A 16,559-nucleotide genomic window follows, 5' to 3' on the forward strand; every position below is an offset into this window, starting at 1 on the left:
GCTTTTACACTCACACAGGCGAGACTTTGCGCAAGGGTTGCGTCGACTCTTGCCTGTGCTATACTTTTATCCGTAAGTTTATGATTTTTCGCGTACTTTTTCTCGACGATGATGAGTGTTTTTATCTGGGATGATAGGTACTTTGTTGTACAACTGAAAGGACGGCGTTACCGGATGCTTGAAACCATAAAGGATCCTTCTGACGTAAAGGTGTTATCACGTGACGAATTGCATCAACTCGTCGACGAAACCCGACAGTTTCTCATTGAACAGATCATGGCAGTCGGCGGCCACTTTGGGTCGAATTTAGGCGTCGTTGAGCTTACGGTGGCGCTTCATTATGTGTTTGATTCGCCGCACGACCGCATTCTCTGGGATGTCGGGCATCAAGCCTATGCGCATAAGGTCCTCACAGGGAGACAAGCGCAGTTTCCTACGCTGCGCCAGTACGGTGGCATGGCGGGATTCCCAAAGCGCAACGAGAGTCCACACGATTTTTTTGGCGTCGGTCACGCGAGCACGTCGATCTCGGCGGCACTTGGGATGGCGGTTGCCCGCGACTTGCGCGGGGAGAATCACCATGTTGTGGCGGTGATTGGCGACGGTGCCATGACGGGCGGTATGGCGTTTGAGGCGCTAAACCACGCTGGTGATCTTAAAAAGAGGCTCATCGTCATTCTAAACGACAATGAGATGTCCATCGCCCCAAATGTTGGCGCGGTCTCCCGTTATTTGACGAAACTGCGCACGGATCCACACTATGGCCGCATGAAAAGTGAGATTGAACTCCTCCTTAAAAAAATTCCTGCGATTGGCCACAAATTGGCCGGCGCCGCAGAGCGCGCGAAAGACAGCCTCAAATATTTCATGGTGCAAGGCGCGCTGTTTGAAGAGTTTGGCTTTAAATATTTTGGACCGATCAATGGTCACGATCTGCCATCCCTTCTGTCGATTCTCGAACAGGCAAAAGAACTATCGGGCCCTGTCCTGATTCATGTCGTAACACAAAAAGGAAAGGGGTACCCGTCTGCAGAGACGGCGCCTGACAAACTACACAGTGTGGGAGGGGCCGTGACAAAGCCGAAAAAAGCGGCGCCGAGCTACACGCAGGTTTTTGCAGATGCGCTTACGGAACTGGCGCGCACGGATGAACGGATTGTCGCGATCACAGCAGCAATGCCAAGCGGCACGGGTCTAAACCGTTTTGCGGCAGAATTTCCAGAGCGCTGTTTTGATGTCGGCATCGCAGAGCAGCACGCGGCAACGTTTTGCGCAGGACTATCCACCGCTGGAATGAGACCTGTATTCGCCGTCTACAGCACCTTTTTGCAGCGAGCTTATGATCAGGTCATACACGATATCTGCATTCAGAACTTGCCCGTTGTCTTTGCGATCGATCGCGCGGGACTGGTAGGTCCAGACGGAGAAACGCATCAGGGCGTCTTTGACGTGGCGTTTCTTCGCACGGTGCCAAACATGACGATCATGATGCCTAAAGATGAGGGTGAGCTACGCCACATGCTTTTTACAGCGCTTACCCTTTCAGGGCCTGTGGCTGTCCGCTACCCGCGTGAAGACGGCCGCGGTGTCGCGCTTGACCAACCGTTTTTGCGACTCCCGGTCGGTGTGTCAGAAGTTGTACGCGAGGGATCGGACGTTGCCCTGCTGGCGCTTGGGCCGATGGTTGCGATAGCCGAAAACGCCGCTTTGATGCTCAATCAGCGTGGTATTTCTGCAAAGGTGATCAATTTGCGTTTTGTAAAACCCCTTGATGAAGCGCTGCTGTTGCAGCTTGCTCATGCAGACATACCGATTGTGACACTCGAAGAGGCAAGTGCGGCAGGCGGTGTGGGTGGCGCCATTCTGGAATTCTACGCGGCGCACGGTCTGACGGTACACATACAGCCAATAGGCATCGGAGATCGTTTTGTGGAACACGGTTCGCGCGAAGAACTCCTTCATCACGTTGGATTGACGGCAGAGCATGTGGCCCGCGCGGCAGAAAGACTGATTCATCGACCACAGCCTGAGGCACAGATGCGCACGGAAGCGCGCAGCATCCCACCGCGTCTCGTGAAGAAAAAATAATGGATAAAGAGCGAGCTGATGTGCTTCTCGTTCGCGCTGGATTGGCGGAAACGCGAGAGAAAGCGCGCAGACTGATCATGGCGGGTCTTGTCTATCAAAAAACAGAGCGCGTGGACAAACCCGGAGTCAAGTTGCCGATTGGGCATGATCTCTCGATCAAGGGCGAAACGCCTCGCTATGTAAGCCGTGGCGGGTTGAAGCTTGAGAAGGCGCTGAAAACCTTTGCTGTGGATTTGACCGATCAAACGGTATTGGATGTAGGTGCATCCACGGGAGGATTTACTGACTGTGTCCTACAGCATGGAGCGCGCTTTGTGTATGCCGTTGATGTGGGTTATGGTCAATTGGCGTGGAAGATTCGCCAGGATCCACGCGTTGAAGTCATGGAGCGAACCAACTTTCGCTATGCGGATGTGGCGCGTTTTGATCCGCGGCCCACTCTTGCGGTCATGGATGTATCCTTTATTTCAATTGTGACGCTGATGCCGAAATTGAGAGAAATTTTGAGACAGGGAGAATCACTGGTCTCACTTATTAAGCCGCAGTTTGAGGCGGGGCCGTCGCGCGTCGGGAAGGGGGGCATTGTCCGGGAGGCAAATGTGCACACGGCGGTGCTTCACGAGGTCATTGAAGGTGCAGCGCGGGTTGGCATGCGGCTTCTTAACCTTGATTTTTCTCCTATCGCGGGCGGTGACGGCAATCTGGAGTTTCTGGGTCATTTCGTCAGTGCAGATAAAGAGGAAGTCCATACGGACACAGCACAAATTGAAACCGTTGTAAAAAAAGCCCACGAGCAATTTGGCAGATCGTGAGCGTTCCGGTACGATGCAGGATTTTTCCAGACAAATCGCGAACAGATGTGGTCTGGGGGATGAATCATGACGGTGATCGCGATTCTGACAAGCGTAACGGTTTTCTACCTTTTTTTGCGTTCACGTTTTCGGAGGGCTTCTTGGGACAGTGATCAACCCGAATCTCAGCGTGAACGTTTTGTGTATGCAGGAGAAGCTTTGCAAACGATCGGTTTTACCATTCTTGACGAACGGGTCGCGCACGAGGCGATTACGTACTTTGGCCACCGCAAATTTTCGAGCTATGTTCTCGCTGATTTTATCGTTGAAAAGGATGGGCAACCTTGTCCTGTGCGCGTAAAACGTCTGCGCGATCCAGAGCGTGTAAGCGGAGCCTGGTTACGATCGCATGTGATGCCGCTTTATGTGATCTATGATGCGCCAGTGGGACTTTTTCAGCCAGAGACGCAGGATTTGACTTGGGTTGACTTTTCCCTTGAAGTTTCGGGTCGGCTGCGTTACCGAAAATGGAGAATGCGCTTACTTTGGCTGTGCATCGGAGCTGTGCTCGGCTTTGCGCTTGCTCAGTCTCACTAACTTGGAATAAGGCAGATTCGAGACGATACGTGAGATGGGGTGGACGTGTGAGTCACAGAATTGGCGTGTTGTGCAATCATACGAAGTCAAACGCGATTGAAGTCGCTTCTCGCATTGTACAAGCAGTCAAACAGTGCGGTGGGATCGTCTATACAGATCCGCGATGTGCGACTTCTCTTGGCCGCGAGGATCTCAGCATGAACCCGGAGGAGTTTGCAGATCATGTCGATGTCCTCTTTGTCTTGGGGGGAGACGGGACGCTGCTGGGTGCCGCGCGCCAGTTTTCGTGCCATGAGATTCCAATGATTGGAATTAACATCGGACATCTCGGATTTTTATCAGAGGCAGATCCTGGTGATTTGGAAAAGGCCGTTTCGCGCGTACTTCAGGGTGACTATACACTTGAGCGGCGAATGATGATTGAGACGAAAGTATGGCGCGATGGGCAATGTGTCTATAAAGGCGTGGGTCTAAATGATGCGGGAATCGGCAAAGGCGCGCTCGGTAGAATGATTGGCGTTCGCGTCGCGGTGGACCAAGAGGTATATGAGGAATTCACAGGAGATGGCTTGATCGTTTCGACGCCAACGGGGTCGACTGCGTATTCGCTATCGTGTGGAGGTCCGATTGTCTTGCCACATCTTCAGGTGATCCTGATCACGCCGATTTGTCCGCACAAGCTTGTGGCGCGTCCGTGTGTGATTGACGCAAATCAGCGCGTTTCAGTCACCGTCTTTGCGAATCACAATGATTTTGGGCTCACGGTTGACGGGCAGGTAGGATTTGCGCTGGTTTCGGGTGATCGCATCGACATCACTCGCGCCTCATGTGATACGGTTTTGGTGCGCCTGCATGATCAGTCTTTTTTTTCTATTCTTCAATCCAAACTTCGTGGAGACTGAAGCTTGCAAAGCAGAGACTTAGGTATTCATACTGGGAAGATGAGGCAGGTTGATATCGTGAAGGGACAACGACTTTTAAAAATTCGCGAAATTATAACCGAACGCGTTATTGAGACACAGGATGAGTTGGTGGATGCACTGCGCGAGGCAGGCTTTCAAGTGACGCAGGCAACGATTTCGCGGGACATTAAGGAAATGCATCTGATCAAGACGCCGACTGCGGACGGTGGGTATAAATATGCTTTGCCCACGGCACCGTCGACGATCCAGCCCGACGTGAAGCTTCACCGCTTGCTCAATGACGCGTTTGTGGCGATTGACAGTGCGATGAATCAAGTGATCATGCGCACCATACCAGGCAATGCGCACGCCGTCGCATTTTTGTTTGACACGCTGGATTGGCCTGAGGTTTTGGGCACGGTCGCGGGAGATGACACCATTCTTTTAGTCTGCCGCTCAAACCAGGCAGCCGAAGCGGTTGTCGAGCGTGTGAAAGGACTGCTTTAAAAAGGGGGAGCGGTTTTGCTTCGTCACATTCGCGTGACTAATCTGGCGTTGATCGAATCGCTTGAGTTGGCGTTTGAAGAGGGGTTTACCTGTCTAACCGGTGAGACGGGGGCGGGGAAATCCATTCTCCTTGACGCAGTCGGGCTGTTGTTGGGTGCGCGCGCGAGCAGTGATCTTGTGCGGACAGGAGAAACTCGCGCTCACGTCGAGGGGATTTTTGACATTTGCCCTGATGGATTAAGGCGTATGGAACCGCTTCTCTCTGAGCAAGGTATAGAACTGGATGACGCTGAATTGCTGATCTCTCGCGATGTGAATGTGAATGGAAAAACGGTGGCTCGCGTCAATGGCCGCCTCGTGAATGTTCACGTTTTGCGTCAACTGGGACAAATGCTTGTCGAGCAACTGGGACAACACGATCATACGTCGCTCATGCGCAAGGAAGAACATCTCATCTTGCTTGATACATACGGTCGAAAATCGCTTGAACACCACCTTGATTCCTATCGTGAAGCGTTTTCGCGTCTGCGTCATTTGGAGCGCGATTTGAAGAGAGCCATTCAGAGTGAAAAGGAACGTGTGCGAAAAATCGATCTTCTGCAAAGTCAGATCCGTGAGATCGAAGATGCACGACTCAAACCAAATGAGGATGTGCGATTGCGAGAACTGCGGGCCAAAATGCGGCACGCGGGAAAATTGCGCTCAACCGTCGATGACGTTTACGACGCACTTTATGAAGGCGTTCAAGGATCTCCGGGAATCGAATCAGGGCTTTTCACAATGATCGAAGAAATTCGCAGCCTGATCGAGCTTGATCCATCACTTCGCGAGCTATTGGCCCTGTTAGAAGTTGCTCAGGTGAATGTATCAGAGGCAGCTTCGTTCATTCGCGCGTATCGCTCCTCCATCGATTACCAACCAGAAAAGTTGTCCCGTCTGGAGGACCGCCTCGCGCTGATTGAGCGAATGCAGAAAAAATACGGTGATACAACCGATGAGATCGCGCGTTTTGCCAAGCAAGCTCAAGAAGAACTGGATGAACTTATCCATCACGAAGAGCGTATCAGGACACTTCGTGATGATCTTTTGCAGGCACAGGCGAACGTGATCACAATCGGAGAAGCGCTGCACGAGGAGCGTCTCAAGGTGGCGCACGAGTTTGAACGTGAAATTACGGATGTGCTCCACGCGCTCGTGATGCCAAATGTCGCATTGACATTCTCCATTCGACGCGTAGAACCACGCGCAGACGGCCTTGATGACGTTGAACTGCTTTTTAGCGCGAATCGCGGCGAAATGCTCAAACCGCTTACAAAAATTGCGTCGGGTGGAGAATTGGCGCGTCTCATGCTCGCGCTTGCGGCGGTCATGACAGGCAAAAATCCCGTTACAACACTCATATTTGATGAGATTGACACTGGAATTTCCGGTCAAGCGGCACAGGCTGTGGCGAGGTTTATGAAACAAATCGCCGCGCGCCATCAGGTGTTTTGTGTTACCCATCTCGCGCAGACGGCAAGCATGGCGAATCACCACTTTCATATTGAGAAGATGACGCATGACGAACGTACCAAAACAGTGGTGCGCGAACTCAAAGATGGGGAACGCGTTGAAGAATTGGCGCGCATGATGGGCGGTTTGAACGCGTCTGACACGACGCGCGCGCAGGCGCTGGAAATGCTCAGTCACTCTTCTCTTTGAAAATGGAATATTGATTCAGGGAAAGAATACATACGCTTCATGGTTCCGACAAGACCTGATGGTTTCGCCTCTTCGAACCATGTTTTGTGCATCATTCCCCTCGCGGCGTCGGGCAGACTAAGCGCACGATGAACAACACGCAAAAGGGGGATCCCAATGAAGCAGATGATCCGTACGCTATCGATTTTTCTTTGCGCCATCCTCTTCATCATAGGGGTCACGCCTCAGACAACACGCGCCGCAAGCGGATGGACATGGCTACCCCGCTTATGGACGCATGCGAGTGCTGCGCCCTCTGTCTATTATGCCGTGCCGGGTGGGCAATCCATTGGCATCAAGCTTCACGCGCAGGGTGTACTCGTCGTCGGCTATCATTTCATTCATCAGGGAAAGGTTGCCTTAAGCCCGGCGCAGCGCGCACACATTCGCATCGGCGATATCATCACATCGATTGATGGGCACCCCGTCAATGCGATTGAACAAGTTACACAGTGTGTAAATACCGCAGCCACGCTTCATCGCACGGTTACATTTCACATCATCCGACAAAAAACTCCACTGACGATCCATCTAAAACCGGAGTTTGACGACGACTCTGGTGGATATCGTATCGGACTTTTTATCCGTGATACAGCGTCGGGTGTCGGAACGCTCTCATTTTATCTCCCAAAATCAAAGCAATTTGGGGCGCTAGGACACGTGATCACGGATGTTGACACAGGGGAGCCGATTCTTGGGCGCGGGCAGATTGTTCACGCATCTGTGACATCGATTGAGCGCGGGGAGAGTGGTCAACCTGGTGAAAAACGGGGTTCCTTTGTCAATGACCATCAGGTGCTTGGCACGATTGAGGACAATCACGAATTCGGGATTTTTGGACTGCTTATGAGTCCTCCCGGCGACACCGTTTTGAATAAACCGATTGAGGTTGCCAAACCTGAACAGGTTCACCCTGGTCCTGCGCAGCTTCTGACGGTAATCGCGGGTCAGCGAGTCGAGTCATTTCATGTCATGATTGTGCGCACGCTCAGCCAAGATCATCCGGATGCAAAGGGATTAATCATAAAAGTGGTCGATCCTGCGTTGCTTGCAAAAACAGGTGGGATCGTACAAGGGATGTCTGGGAGTCCTTTGCTTCAAAACGGGCGCTTGATCGGGGCCGTGACGCATGTGTTTGTGAATGATCCAACCCAAGGGTACGGAATCTATGCGTTATGGATGGTGCAAAAAGCGTTGCGCATTCATCAAGATCGACCACGAGAGGCAGCCTGATCAGGCACCTCTCTTTTTCTTATTCATTTTTTCTACACGTTTGTCGAATATTGTCTGAATCCCCCGATAAATTTTTTCTCGAAATGGCAAGGAAGGAAGAACTGAATGTCGAAATAGAGTAGAGTCAGGCATTTAGGGGGTTCAGTCATCGTGGAGAGCATACGTGTACTTATTGCAGACGACAATCGGGAGTTTGCCGACCTGTTGGTGGATTATATTGGGGAACAGAGAGACATGGACATTGTTGGTGTTGCTAACAATGGGCTTGAGGTGTTATCTGCCATCGAAACCCTTCGTCCGGACGTGGTCGTTCTCGACATCATTATGCCCAATTTGGATGGCATTGGCGTTTTAGAGCGATTAAACGCGAATCGCAGCGCGCCGCTTCCAAAGATCATCATGTTGACAGCGTTTGGTCAAGATCGTGTGACACGCAAGGCGCTTGATCTTGGCGCGCTGTACTATGTCATCAAACCGTTTGATCTCGATGTCCTAGTGAACCGCATTCGCGATGTGGCGCTGTCCTATACGCCAGCGGGAAGAACGTCTAGAACTTCAACGCCTGAATTTGAGAATCGTCCTACATACGGCACGACAAGACCGCGCACGCTTGATCAACTGATTACGACGATCATCCACGAGATTGGCGTACCCGCACATATCAAAGGGTATCAATACCTACGTGAGGCCATAACGATTGTATACGACGATGTCGATATTCTCGGGTCGGTCACAAAGATTCTTTATCCTAAGATTGCCGGAAAGTACAGCACGACCTCTTCACGTGTTGAACGAGCGATTCGTCACGCGATCGAGGTGGCGTGGAGCCGCGGGAATACAGAGTCGATCTCGCGCGTATTTGGACACACGATCAGCACGAGCAAAGCCAAGCCTACAAACTCGGAGTTTATCGCAATGGTTGCTGACAAACTGCGTATGGAGATGTATACGACGGCATAGTGCCATCGTATGTCGTTCTTGTTTATCGATGTGACGCATGTCGCTGTGTGACGTTCGTTTCTTGATGCATAAAGCGTGTTTGATTCGCGCATGCTAATTTCGCGTACCACGTTACGGATGAGAGAGGGGATGGTTCCGTTGAACGATTACCATATGCGAAAAGCTGGACGTGAGTTTTCCAAAGGCGCGCACAATGCACGAGACAAAGCTCAACACGGGCATTTGTTGAATGCGGCTGGTGAAGCGATAGGCGGAACGGCGAATGCGGCTGTCGAGCTTGGAAAAAGTGCAGTCGAAGGCGTTTCAGCTGCTGTAAACCCAAATCACCGCTCGTGAACGCAGTGCGCCGCATCCAGATAGGGTGCGGCGCATTTACAATGGATAAATGTCTAGGATCGCATGAGGGTTCCGCGATAGACTGGTGTAACTCCACCGCCCACGCGAATCACGTACTGATCCGCATTTCGCTCCCCTTCCAGATAGAGCAGACTCGGTCGTTTGATCATGTAACCTTGCTCAACGATTGCCCTGTAGTTTCCTCGCCTGTTTGTGTCATATTTACTCAGATAGGCGCAAAGACAGCCGTTTGCGCTCCCAGTGGCCGGATCTTCAGAAACGCCCAATTCAGGGACAAACACACGGACATGATAGTCGTGATCGTGGACCGTCTCTGTGGTGTAGATGAGAATATTGGGTAGTTCCTTCTCGCGAAAAGCATCTTCAAGCGTTGCGCTGTGTATGCGTGCGCGATTGGTTGCGTCAAGGTGCCTTAGTGGAACAATTAGAAAGGGAAGCCCTGTTGACACCATTTGAATGGGTGTGGAATCTTCGATATCTTCCTCTTTTAGAGACAAAATTGCCGCGATCAGTGCGGATGGGAATGTCTCCCCAAAGATTGGTTGGTTTTGTGTCATCACAAGCTTTTGTGGACGATGATCTTCATAAACCATATCAACTGGGATGACCCCTGCCTTCATGCGCAGGTTTACGGTAGGATACGCCTGTTTAAGAAACTCCTGTTGAAAGACAAAAGCTGTTCCGAGGGTGGGGTGACCGGCAAAAGGGATCTCTGCAACAGGTGTGAAGATGCGCACATCTACGGTGGGAATCCCATCCATCGTGGTGATCGAATCGGACATCAAAAACGTAGTCTCCGACAGATTCATCTCGCGCGCAAGCAATTGCATCGTCTCGTCGTCATACAGTTCACCGCGCAAAAAGACAGCGAGTGGATTGCCAGTATAAGGCCCCACACCAAACACATCTACGCAAAAAAAATCAGTCACCAATAGATCATCCTCATCTCATGTTATCGTCAACACGATCTTCCCGATGTTTTGATTCGTCTCCATGTAGGCGTGCGCGTCCGCAGCGTCTCGCCAATCAAATACTCGATCGATAATTGGCCTTAGATCGCCCTTTTCAAATAGCGGAGTGGCGTATGAAAAGAAAGAGCGCGTCAACGCGATTTTTTGTTCAAGCGTTCGCGATCGCAGGGCTGTTCCCAAAATTTGCAGGCGCTTTCGCAAGAGGAGCCCGAGATCGATATTTTGAGCGGTGTTGCCTCCCATGGTTCCAATCAGAATCAGTTTGCCGTCAATCGCCAGTGAGGATAAATTCTGTGTAAGATAGGGTGCGCCGACAAAATCAAAAATGACATGGACGCCGCAACCATTTGTAAATGATTGGACAGCATCGACAAACGAACCATTGTGGTAATTAAACACTTGATCTGCACCGAGCTCCGTACAAAATGTCAATTTTTTTACAGAACCGGCGGTGACGATGCTTCGCCCGTTCATTTGTTTTACAAGTTGAATTGTCGCCGTTCCGACACCGCTTGCGCCTGCGTGAATTAAAATGGATTGTCCCGCCTGAAATTGCCCCAGCCAAAAGAGATTGGAATAGGCCGTCAAAAACACTTCTGGAATTGCCGCCGCCTGTTCAAAGGAGAGACTGTTCGGGATGTACGCGAGCATATCCTCATGCACAACCACTTCTTCCGAGTACCCTCCGCCGGGAAGGAGTGCGCATACTTTATCCCCGAGGGCAAACCGTGTTACACCTTCTCCTAATTCGCACACGACGCCGGACATTTCCAGGCCAAGGATTTCGGATTCACCGGGTGGAGGCGGGTATAATCCACGTCGTTGCAAAAGATCCGCACGATTGAGGGCTGTAGCTCGCACCGCGACGCGTACATGGTTTGGGCGTAGCTGGGGAGAGTCGCAGGTAATCAGTTTCAATACAGACGGATCACCAGGATGATCATAGCCGATTGCACGCATGGAATCGCTCCTTACTGATGGTTTTTTGCCATTGTCATGCATTGCCATGAATCTAATGTATACTAGATTCAAAGGAATGGAACAAGGCGGTATATGAGGGGGATTCGCTTTGAAACCTGGTATCCAGCTTTACACATTACGCCAACAAATGGAAGTTGACTATCTCGGATCACTTGCGCGTGTCGCAAAGATTGGTTATCGAGACCTCGAATTTGCAGGCTACGGTGGGTTTAAGGCAAGTGAATTGCGTGATCGCTGCCTAGAATTGGGGCTTACACCGCGTTCCACTCACATTCCATTTAACCGCTTGAACGAGGATGAGATGGAATATGCAAAGATCCTCGGGGTATCCTATTTAGTCTGTCCCTGGTTATCCCCTGAGATGCGCACATCCATGCAACATTATGACCGTGTGGCGGATCGCTTAAACGAGGTAGGTGAAGAGGTGAAAAAGTATGGATTGACACTTCTTTATCATCACCACGATTTTGAATTGACGATGAAAAACGACGAGGGACAAACCGCACTTGATCGAATGCTCTCCCGTGTCACCACGGATCGGCTTAAACTGGAGTTGGACGTTTATTGGGCAGAATACGCAGGGTACTCTGCAATCTCGCTTCTTAAGAAATATGGTGAGCGCTGCGTTGCGCTTCACGTGAAGGATATGAGTGCGGCTGCAGATCGAGCGTACTGTGAAGTGGGTTCAGGAGTTCTCGATTTTGAAAAAATTTTTTCAGCAGCGTCACATGTTGACGCGTACTTTGTCGAGCAGGACGAGTGCCCCGGAGATCCGTTTGCCAGTGTCGCGCAAAGTTACACCTATTTAAAAGACACCTTGCACGCATTTTAGGAGGTTTTTATGGAACACCCGGTTGTCGTGATCACAGGCGGGGCAAATGGTATCGGCCGCTGCCTGTGTGAAACCTACCTCGCTGAGGGGTATGATGTCGCCGTTCTTGATCAAGATGAAGAAGCGTGTGCAGAGCTTTCTGCGCTGTTTTCCGACAAGCGCGGCCTTTATGTAGCGAGTGGCGACGTCTCTTTGGAGTCGGTCGATCAGCCGTTTGTCGATGAGGTCATCCACCGTTTCGGTCGATTGGACATCTTGATCCACAACGCGGGCATCGGGCACAATGCGTCGATTTTTGAGCGTCCAATCGAGGCGTTTGATCGCGTCATGGCAGTCAATGTTCGCGGCGCTTATTTGATGAGTGCGCTTTGCGCTCCTTATTTGGCGATGGCAGATCCTGGCCATATTATTCTCATGGCATCAACGCGCGCGCTTATGTCTGAGCCCAATACGGAACCTTACTCAGCTTCAAAGGGCGCGATTTTAGCACTGACGCACTCCTTGGCCGTTTCTCTTGGACCGCGCGTTTTAGTCAATGCGATCAGTCCGGGATGGATTGAGGTGTCCGACTGGCAAAAAGAAAGCAGGCGCAAAACCCCTGTACATCGAGAGATCGATCGCCTGCAACACCCGGCGGGGCGTGTCGGCACGCCGCAGGACATCGCGCGCGCGTGTCTTTTTTTGACGGCTTCCCAAAACTCGTTTATTACAGGTACCAACCTTGTTGTCGACGGTGGTATGACGGTCAAGATGATGTATGCGCCTGACGAAGAAGATTAATCAGGCACCCTCATGCTGCTGACAATGACAACGCGGTCAATCCCCATTGTCATCACCGCTGTAAGTTGTCGAAGAGCGCGCGGCAAGCAATGCGTTTGCGCGCGATAGCGCTGCCTGGTACTGATTGAGCCTTGTGCCATAGAGATTTTCAAGTGTTGTCACATTATGGTGATTGCTTGCAATAAGTGTTGAAACCTCATTTCGCAATGCGTGGTTCTCATCAAGCAGCTGTTTGAGTGTAAGCGATGCGGCATTGATCACGGTGAGTGACTTTTGGGTCGCTATGATGTCGTCGCGTAGTTGCAGTTGGTCGCGGCTTTCGGTTGCCGCTTTTGCGTCATGCACTGGTGGAGCGTATCCAGGCGCGGTCACGATGTAGTGTGTTCCGTAAAGCATTCCGGTGACTCCAAGCGCAAGAAGGATGGGAATGCGCCCCGTTGCAATCATCATATGGAACATCCTTTCTCAGAATGAGTGATCGTACGTAGCGGGGGACTGGCTGTTTTTAGGTTTCGCTCAGCCTTTTTATTTTTTGTCGCAAAATGAAAAAACATCCCATGCAGAGCGATCGTTCTGCACGGGGTGTTTTTTAGACAAGGCGCGGGTTGGGTTACGTCCACCAGATGGACTCTAGGCGGTCGCGAATCAACAGTCCGTTTAAAAATGTCGCTGCTTTTAAAAACCCTTCCTCAAGCGCCATCAGGCTGTCTTCGTGCTCGATGCTGACGGCTCCTGTGTAGCCGACCAATTGCAGCGCACTGATGATGTTGCGCCATGTTTCTTCGCCGTGTCCATAGCCGACTGTGCGAAAGATCCATGAACGCTCCAGTTCATTTCTGTAACTCTTTGTATCAAGAACTCCGTTTTGGCTCATGTTCTCACGGTCAAAGCTCGTATCTTTTGCGTGTACATGAAAAATTGCGTCTGCCTTGCCTAGTGTCTTGATGGCTGCGACAGGATCCATGCCCTGCCAAAAGAGATGACTCGGATCAAAGTTGACGCCAATGCGCGGTCCACACGCGTTGCGCAGGCGCAACATGGACTCGGTGTGATAGACGACAAACCCAGGATGTGCCTCGATGGCGACGCGCACGTTGTGTGCCTCAAGAAATTCATGCTGTTTTTTCCAGTAAGGAATGACCTTCTCATTCCACTGCCACTCAAGGACCTTCGCGAACTCCTCTGGCCACGGGCAGGTCACCCAAGAGGGGTTTTGGGAGTGTTCTGACTCGCCGGGACACCCAGAAAATGTGACGACGGTATCCACGCCAAGCGTTTCTGCGAGTCGCACTGCCTGTTCAAACTGACGATGGTGTTCTTTGGCGATTTCTGCGTTAGGGTGCAGAGGATTGCCGTGAACGCTGAGTGCGCTGATGGAGAGTCCGCGAGATGTAATCGCGTGCATGAATGCTTCGCGCGCTCGCTCATCCACAAGGAGTTGATCGGGGTCGCAATGTGCTTTGCCTGGGTAGGGTCCACAACCGATCTCTACCGTTTGTAGGCCCGCATTCGCAATCAGATCAAGCGCTTCTTCGAATGTCCGATCGCCAAACAATACCGTAAATACGCCGAGTTTCACAAAAATCAACCTTTCTATTCAAGCATTCTTGCCGGAGAATTGGCAAATGCATGCGATTTTTCGCGGGTTTCGCTCAGGCGGACGCTTTCGGCGATTGCGACTGCGTCTGTTCTGGAAACGTTGTCGGCAGAAAAAGAGTGAGTAAAAACATGATGATGGAAACTGCAATCACCGTGATAAAGACTGCATGCAATCCATCATACAGCACAGCGCGCATCATTTGCACAAAGCTTGGGGGGAAATGGGACGCGACTGCGGGATCAAGCAAGCGTCCAAGCATTCCCGCACTGCCGTGTGTCACGCGAATGAGTGCTTTATTCATCAATTTTTGTGCGACCGTGTCATTCAGCAACAAACCAAAAAAGGCAATTCCGAGTGTTTGCCCGATGTTTCGCATAAACTGGTTGGTCCCGGTTGAGGTTCCTCTCATCGTCCAGTCGACGGCAGATTGCACAAGGATGGTAAATGCGGTAAAGGCGAAACCGAAACCAAATCCGACGATGACCATGATCAAAAGAAACGGCCACTGGCTTGTCCCGATGGGCAACAGGGTGAGCCATGCGCATCCGAGAACGAGGAGGAACGCGCCAAGAACACTCGTGCTGCGCGGTCCAATGCGAAACATGATCCGCCCGCCAACCGCCGCGCCAAGCGGCCAACCGATTGACATGGGTGTGAGCGTGAGTCCTGCGCTGGTTGCGGACTGCCCCATGATTCCTTGAACAAAAAGCGGTATGTAGACAGACATGGCAATCAGCACCGCTGAGCCAAACAGGCTGGCGAGATTGGCGACCGCAATCCCTGGCAGTTGAAAAAGGGAAAGCGGCAACATCGGCTCTATCGCACGCGATTCGACGAAGAGAAAGAGTGCGAGAGAAACTGCAGAGACTGCCAGCAGTCCGAGCAAAACAGGTGAGTTCCAGGCGATGGTTTGCCCGCCGCTCAAAATGGCGAAAAGCAAAGAGGAAATGCCAACGAGAAAAAGTAGTGCGCCGAGAATGTCGATGCGATGATTCTTTTTCTCGAATTTTTCATGTAGAAAAGTCCATAACAGGATCATGGAGGCGACGCCAATCGGAATATTGATATAAAAAATCCAGCGCCAAGAAAGGACATCGACGAAAAAGCCGCCAATCAAAGGTCCAACCACACCGGAAATTCCCCAGACGGCGCTAAACAATCCCTGAATGCGCGCCCGCGCTTCTCCCTGATAGAGATCGCCGATAATGGTGAGTGTAATCGGGAAAACAGCCCCTGCTCCTATTCCCTGAAAGGCGCGAAACAAGATCAACTCCACCATGGTTTGGGAAGCGCCAGAAAGGGCGGACCCGACTAAAAAGAGAGTCGTTCCTATGGTGAAGACAAGCTTTCTGCCATAGAGATCGGATAGCTTTCCGAAAAGGGGTGTTGTCGCGGCAGTTGTCAATACATAGACGGCAAACACCCAACTCATCAATTGAATTCCGCCTAAATCGCTCACAATCGTCGGCATGGCTGTGCTGACCACGGTGTTGTCCATCGCTGTCAAAAAGGTTGCCACCATAACGGCAATCGTGACACTTTGACGATTGGTTGAGCGCATCTCTCACCTTCCTTTCTAACGCCTCACGTGACGGCGATTCATCCATCATAAGAAAGTTGGCAAATTCCTTCAAGTGGGGCGTTTGAAATGGGGCAAAACGTTTTGCACAAACGCGGTGTAACCGTTTGTGACATGCGTTCAAAGCGTCAGGTCTGTCTAGCGCAGTGAGACGCGAATAACCCCGTCATAGACATCAAGGGCGTGCCCGATCAATTCAAAGTCGGGCTCGTCGGCAAGTGCCGCGCGTATTGCGGGAAGGTTTACAAAAAGGGTGCGATTAATAAAATAGAGGGTTGCCTTCTTGTGAAACAGGTCAATCTTTCCAATGAAGTAATGTTTCCCGTTTGGGGTGACAAACACATCGAGCAGGGCGACCCTGCCGTTTTCATCGATTGCTCGAAGCTTGTGGTGTAAAGCGCGCAATTCGCTATGGACATTGCCTCTTGCCTGTGGAAGCAAAAGGTTGTCATAAAGGGGGTGTACCACTTTGGCAAGTGCAGGGATGGGAACGAGAAGAAGTGAAAGGACAGGAAGTGCAGCAAAGGCCATTCGTATTCCTTTATTCACCAACAACACCCCCACAGGTTCGTTCCCCTCTGTTTGACTTTCTAGTAGAATTATCCTTTGTAATGGGCGTTTTGACAAGTTCCAAATCACAG

General features: G+C 51.3%; 17 protein-coding genes. 11 read left to right on the top strand and 6 right to left on the bottom strand.

The features are described 5' to 3' along the window. Window positions 1–174 precede the first annotated feature (174 nt). From dxs to ATW55_RS03890, 9 genes are all read left to right on the top strand, one after another. On the top strand, window positions 175–2,088 hold the full coding sequence (gene dxs / locus ATW55_RS03850; protein ID WP_153005000.1) for a 1-deoxy-D-xylulose-5-phosphate synthase: 1,914 nt from the start codon (window positions 175–177) through the stop codon (window positions 2,086–2,088). Further along, entirely contained in the window at window positions 2,088–2,900 is an 813-nt protein-coding gene (locus tag ATW55_RS03855) for a TlyA family RNA methyltransferase (RefSeq protein WP_067712636.1), read from the top strand. The genes dxs and ATW55_RS03855 overlap by 1 nt, the downstream gene beginning before the upstream one ends. A 66-nt stretch (window positions 2,901–2,966) precedes the next feature. After that, complete coding sequence (locus ATW55_RS03860; RefSeq protein WP_067712640.1) at window positions 2,967–3,476, top strand: hypothetical protein; 510 nt, start codon at window positions 2,967–2,969, stop codon at window positions 3,474–3,476. A gap of 47 nt (window positions 3,477–3,523) precedes the next feature. Beyond that, window positions 3,524–4,378: an NAD(+)/NADH kinase gene (locus tag ATW55_RS03865; RefSeq protein ID WP_067712643.1), complete on the top strand. Its 855-nt coding sequence runs from the start codon at window positions 3,524–3,526 to the stop codon at window positions 4,376–4,378. Window positions 4,379–4,432: 54 nt separating this feature from the next. Then, complete coding sequence (gene ahrC / locus ATW55_RS03870; protein WP_067713099.1) at window positions 4,433–4,885, top strand: transcriptional regulator AhrC/ArgR; 453 nt, start codon at window positions 4,433–4,435, stop codon at window positions 4,883–4,885. A gap of 15 nt (window positions 4,886–4,900) precedes the next feature. Beyond that, window positions 4,901–6,586 carry a DNA repair protein RecN gene (gene recN / locus ATW55_RS03875; protein ID WP_067712649.1) on the top strand — a complete coding sequence of 562 codons (1,686 nt, stop codon included), beginning with the start codon at window positions 4,901–4,903 and terminating at the stop codon, window positions 6,584–6,586. Window positions 6,587–6,742: 156 nt separating this feature from the next. Further along, entirely contained in the window at window positions 6,743–7,858 is a 1,116-nt protein-coding gene (gene spoIVB, locus ATW55_RS03880) for a SpoIVB peptidase (RefSeq protein ID WP_067712652.1), read from the top strand. 150 nt (window positions 7,859–8,008) lie between these two features. After that, complete coding sequence (spo0A, locus tag ATW55_RS03885; RefSeq protein WP_067712654.1) at window positions 8,009–8,818, top strand: sporulation transcription factor Spo0A; 810 nt, start codon at window positions 8,009–8,011, stop codon at window positions 8,816–8,818. A gap of 138 nt (window positions 8,819–8,956) precedes the next feature. After that, window positions 8,957–9,154 carry a hypothetical protein gene (locus tag ATW55_RS03890; protein ID WP_153005001.1) on the top strand — a complete coding sequence of 66 codons (198 nt, stop codon included), beginning with the start codon at window positions 8,957–8,959 and terminating at the stop codon, window positions 9,152–9,154. 53 nt (window positions 9,155–9,207) lie between these two features. Here ATW55_RS03890 and ATW55_RS03895 read toward each other — a convergent pair whose 3' ends face one another. Further along, complete coding sequence (locus tag ATW55_RS03895) at window positions 9,208–10,104, bottom strand: PhzF family phenazine biosynthesis protein (RefSeq protein WP_160327159.1); 897 nt, start codon at window positions 10,102–10,104, stop codon at window positions 9,208–9,210. An 18-nt stretch (window positions 10,105–10,122) separates the two neighbouring features. Next, window positions 10,123–11,106 carry an NAD(P)H-quinone oxidoreductase gene (locus ATW55_RS03900; protein ID WP_067712664.1) on the bottom strand — a complete coding sequence of 328 codons (984 nt, stop codon included), beginning with the start codon at window positions 11,104–11,106 and terminating at the stop codon, window positions 10,123–10,125. A 109-nt stretch (window positions 11,107–11,215) separates the two neighbouring features. On the opposite strand from ATW55_RS03900, the gene ATW55_RS03905 reads away from it, so the two are divergent. Continuing rightward, window positions 11,216–11,959 (top strand): sugar phosphate isomerase/epimerase family protein, encoded by a 744-nt coding sequence (locus tag ATW55_RS03905; protein ID WP_067712667.1) that lies wholly within the window; start codon window positions 11,216–11,218, stop codon window positions 11,957–11,959. Between the two features lie 9 nt (window positions 11,960–11,968). Further along, a complete protein-coding gene (locus ATW55_RS03910; protein ID WP_067712670.1) occupies window positions 11,969–12,739 on the top strand; it encodes an SDR family oxidoreductase in 771 nt (256 codons plus the stop codon). A gap of 36 nt (window positions 12,740–12,775) precedes the next feature. Here the strand turns inward: ATW55_RS03910 and ATW55_RS03915 are convergent, their stop codons facing one another. From ATW55_RS03915 to ATW55_RS03930, 4 genes are all read right to left on the bottom strand, one after another. Further along, complete coding sequence (locus tag ATW55_RS03915) at window positions 12,776–13,189, bottom strand: hypothetical protein (RefSeq protein WP_067712673.1); 414 nt, start codon at window positions 13,187–13,189, stop codon at window positions 12,776–12,778. Between the two features lie 160 nt (window positions 13,190–13,349). Further along, window positions 13,350–14,318 carry a sugar phosphate isomerase/epimerase family protein gene (locus tag ATW55_RS03920; RefSeq protein WP_067712677.1) on the bottom strand — a complete coding sequence of 323 codons (969 nt, stop codon included), beginning with the start codon at window positions 14,316–14,318 and terminating at the stop codon, window positions 13,350–13,352. Between the two features lie 73 nt (window positions 14,319–14,391). Further along, entirely contained in the window at window positions 14,392–15,900 is a 1,509-nt protein-coding gene (locus ATW55_RS03925; protein WP_067712681.1) for an MDR family MFS transporter, read from the bottom strand. Window positions 15,901–16,056: 156 nt separating this feature from the next. Further along, window positions 16,057–16,482 (bottom strand): hypothetical protein, encoded by a 426-nt coding sequence (locus tag ATW55_RS03930; protein WP_067712687.1) that lies wholly within the window; start codon window positions 16,480–16,482, stop codon window positions 16,057–16,059. Window positions 16,483–16,559 lie beyond the last annotated feature (77 nt).

This window comes from Ferroacidibacillus organovorans (assembly GCF_001516615.1).
Classification (GTDB): Bacteria; Bacillota; Bacilli; order Alicyclobacillales; family SLC66; genus Ferroacidibacillus; species Ferroacidibacillus ferrooxidans_B.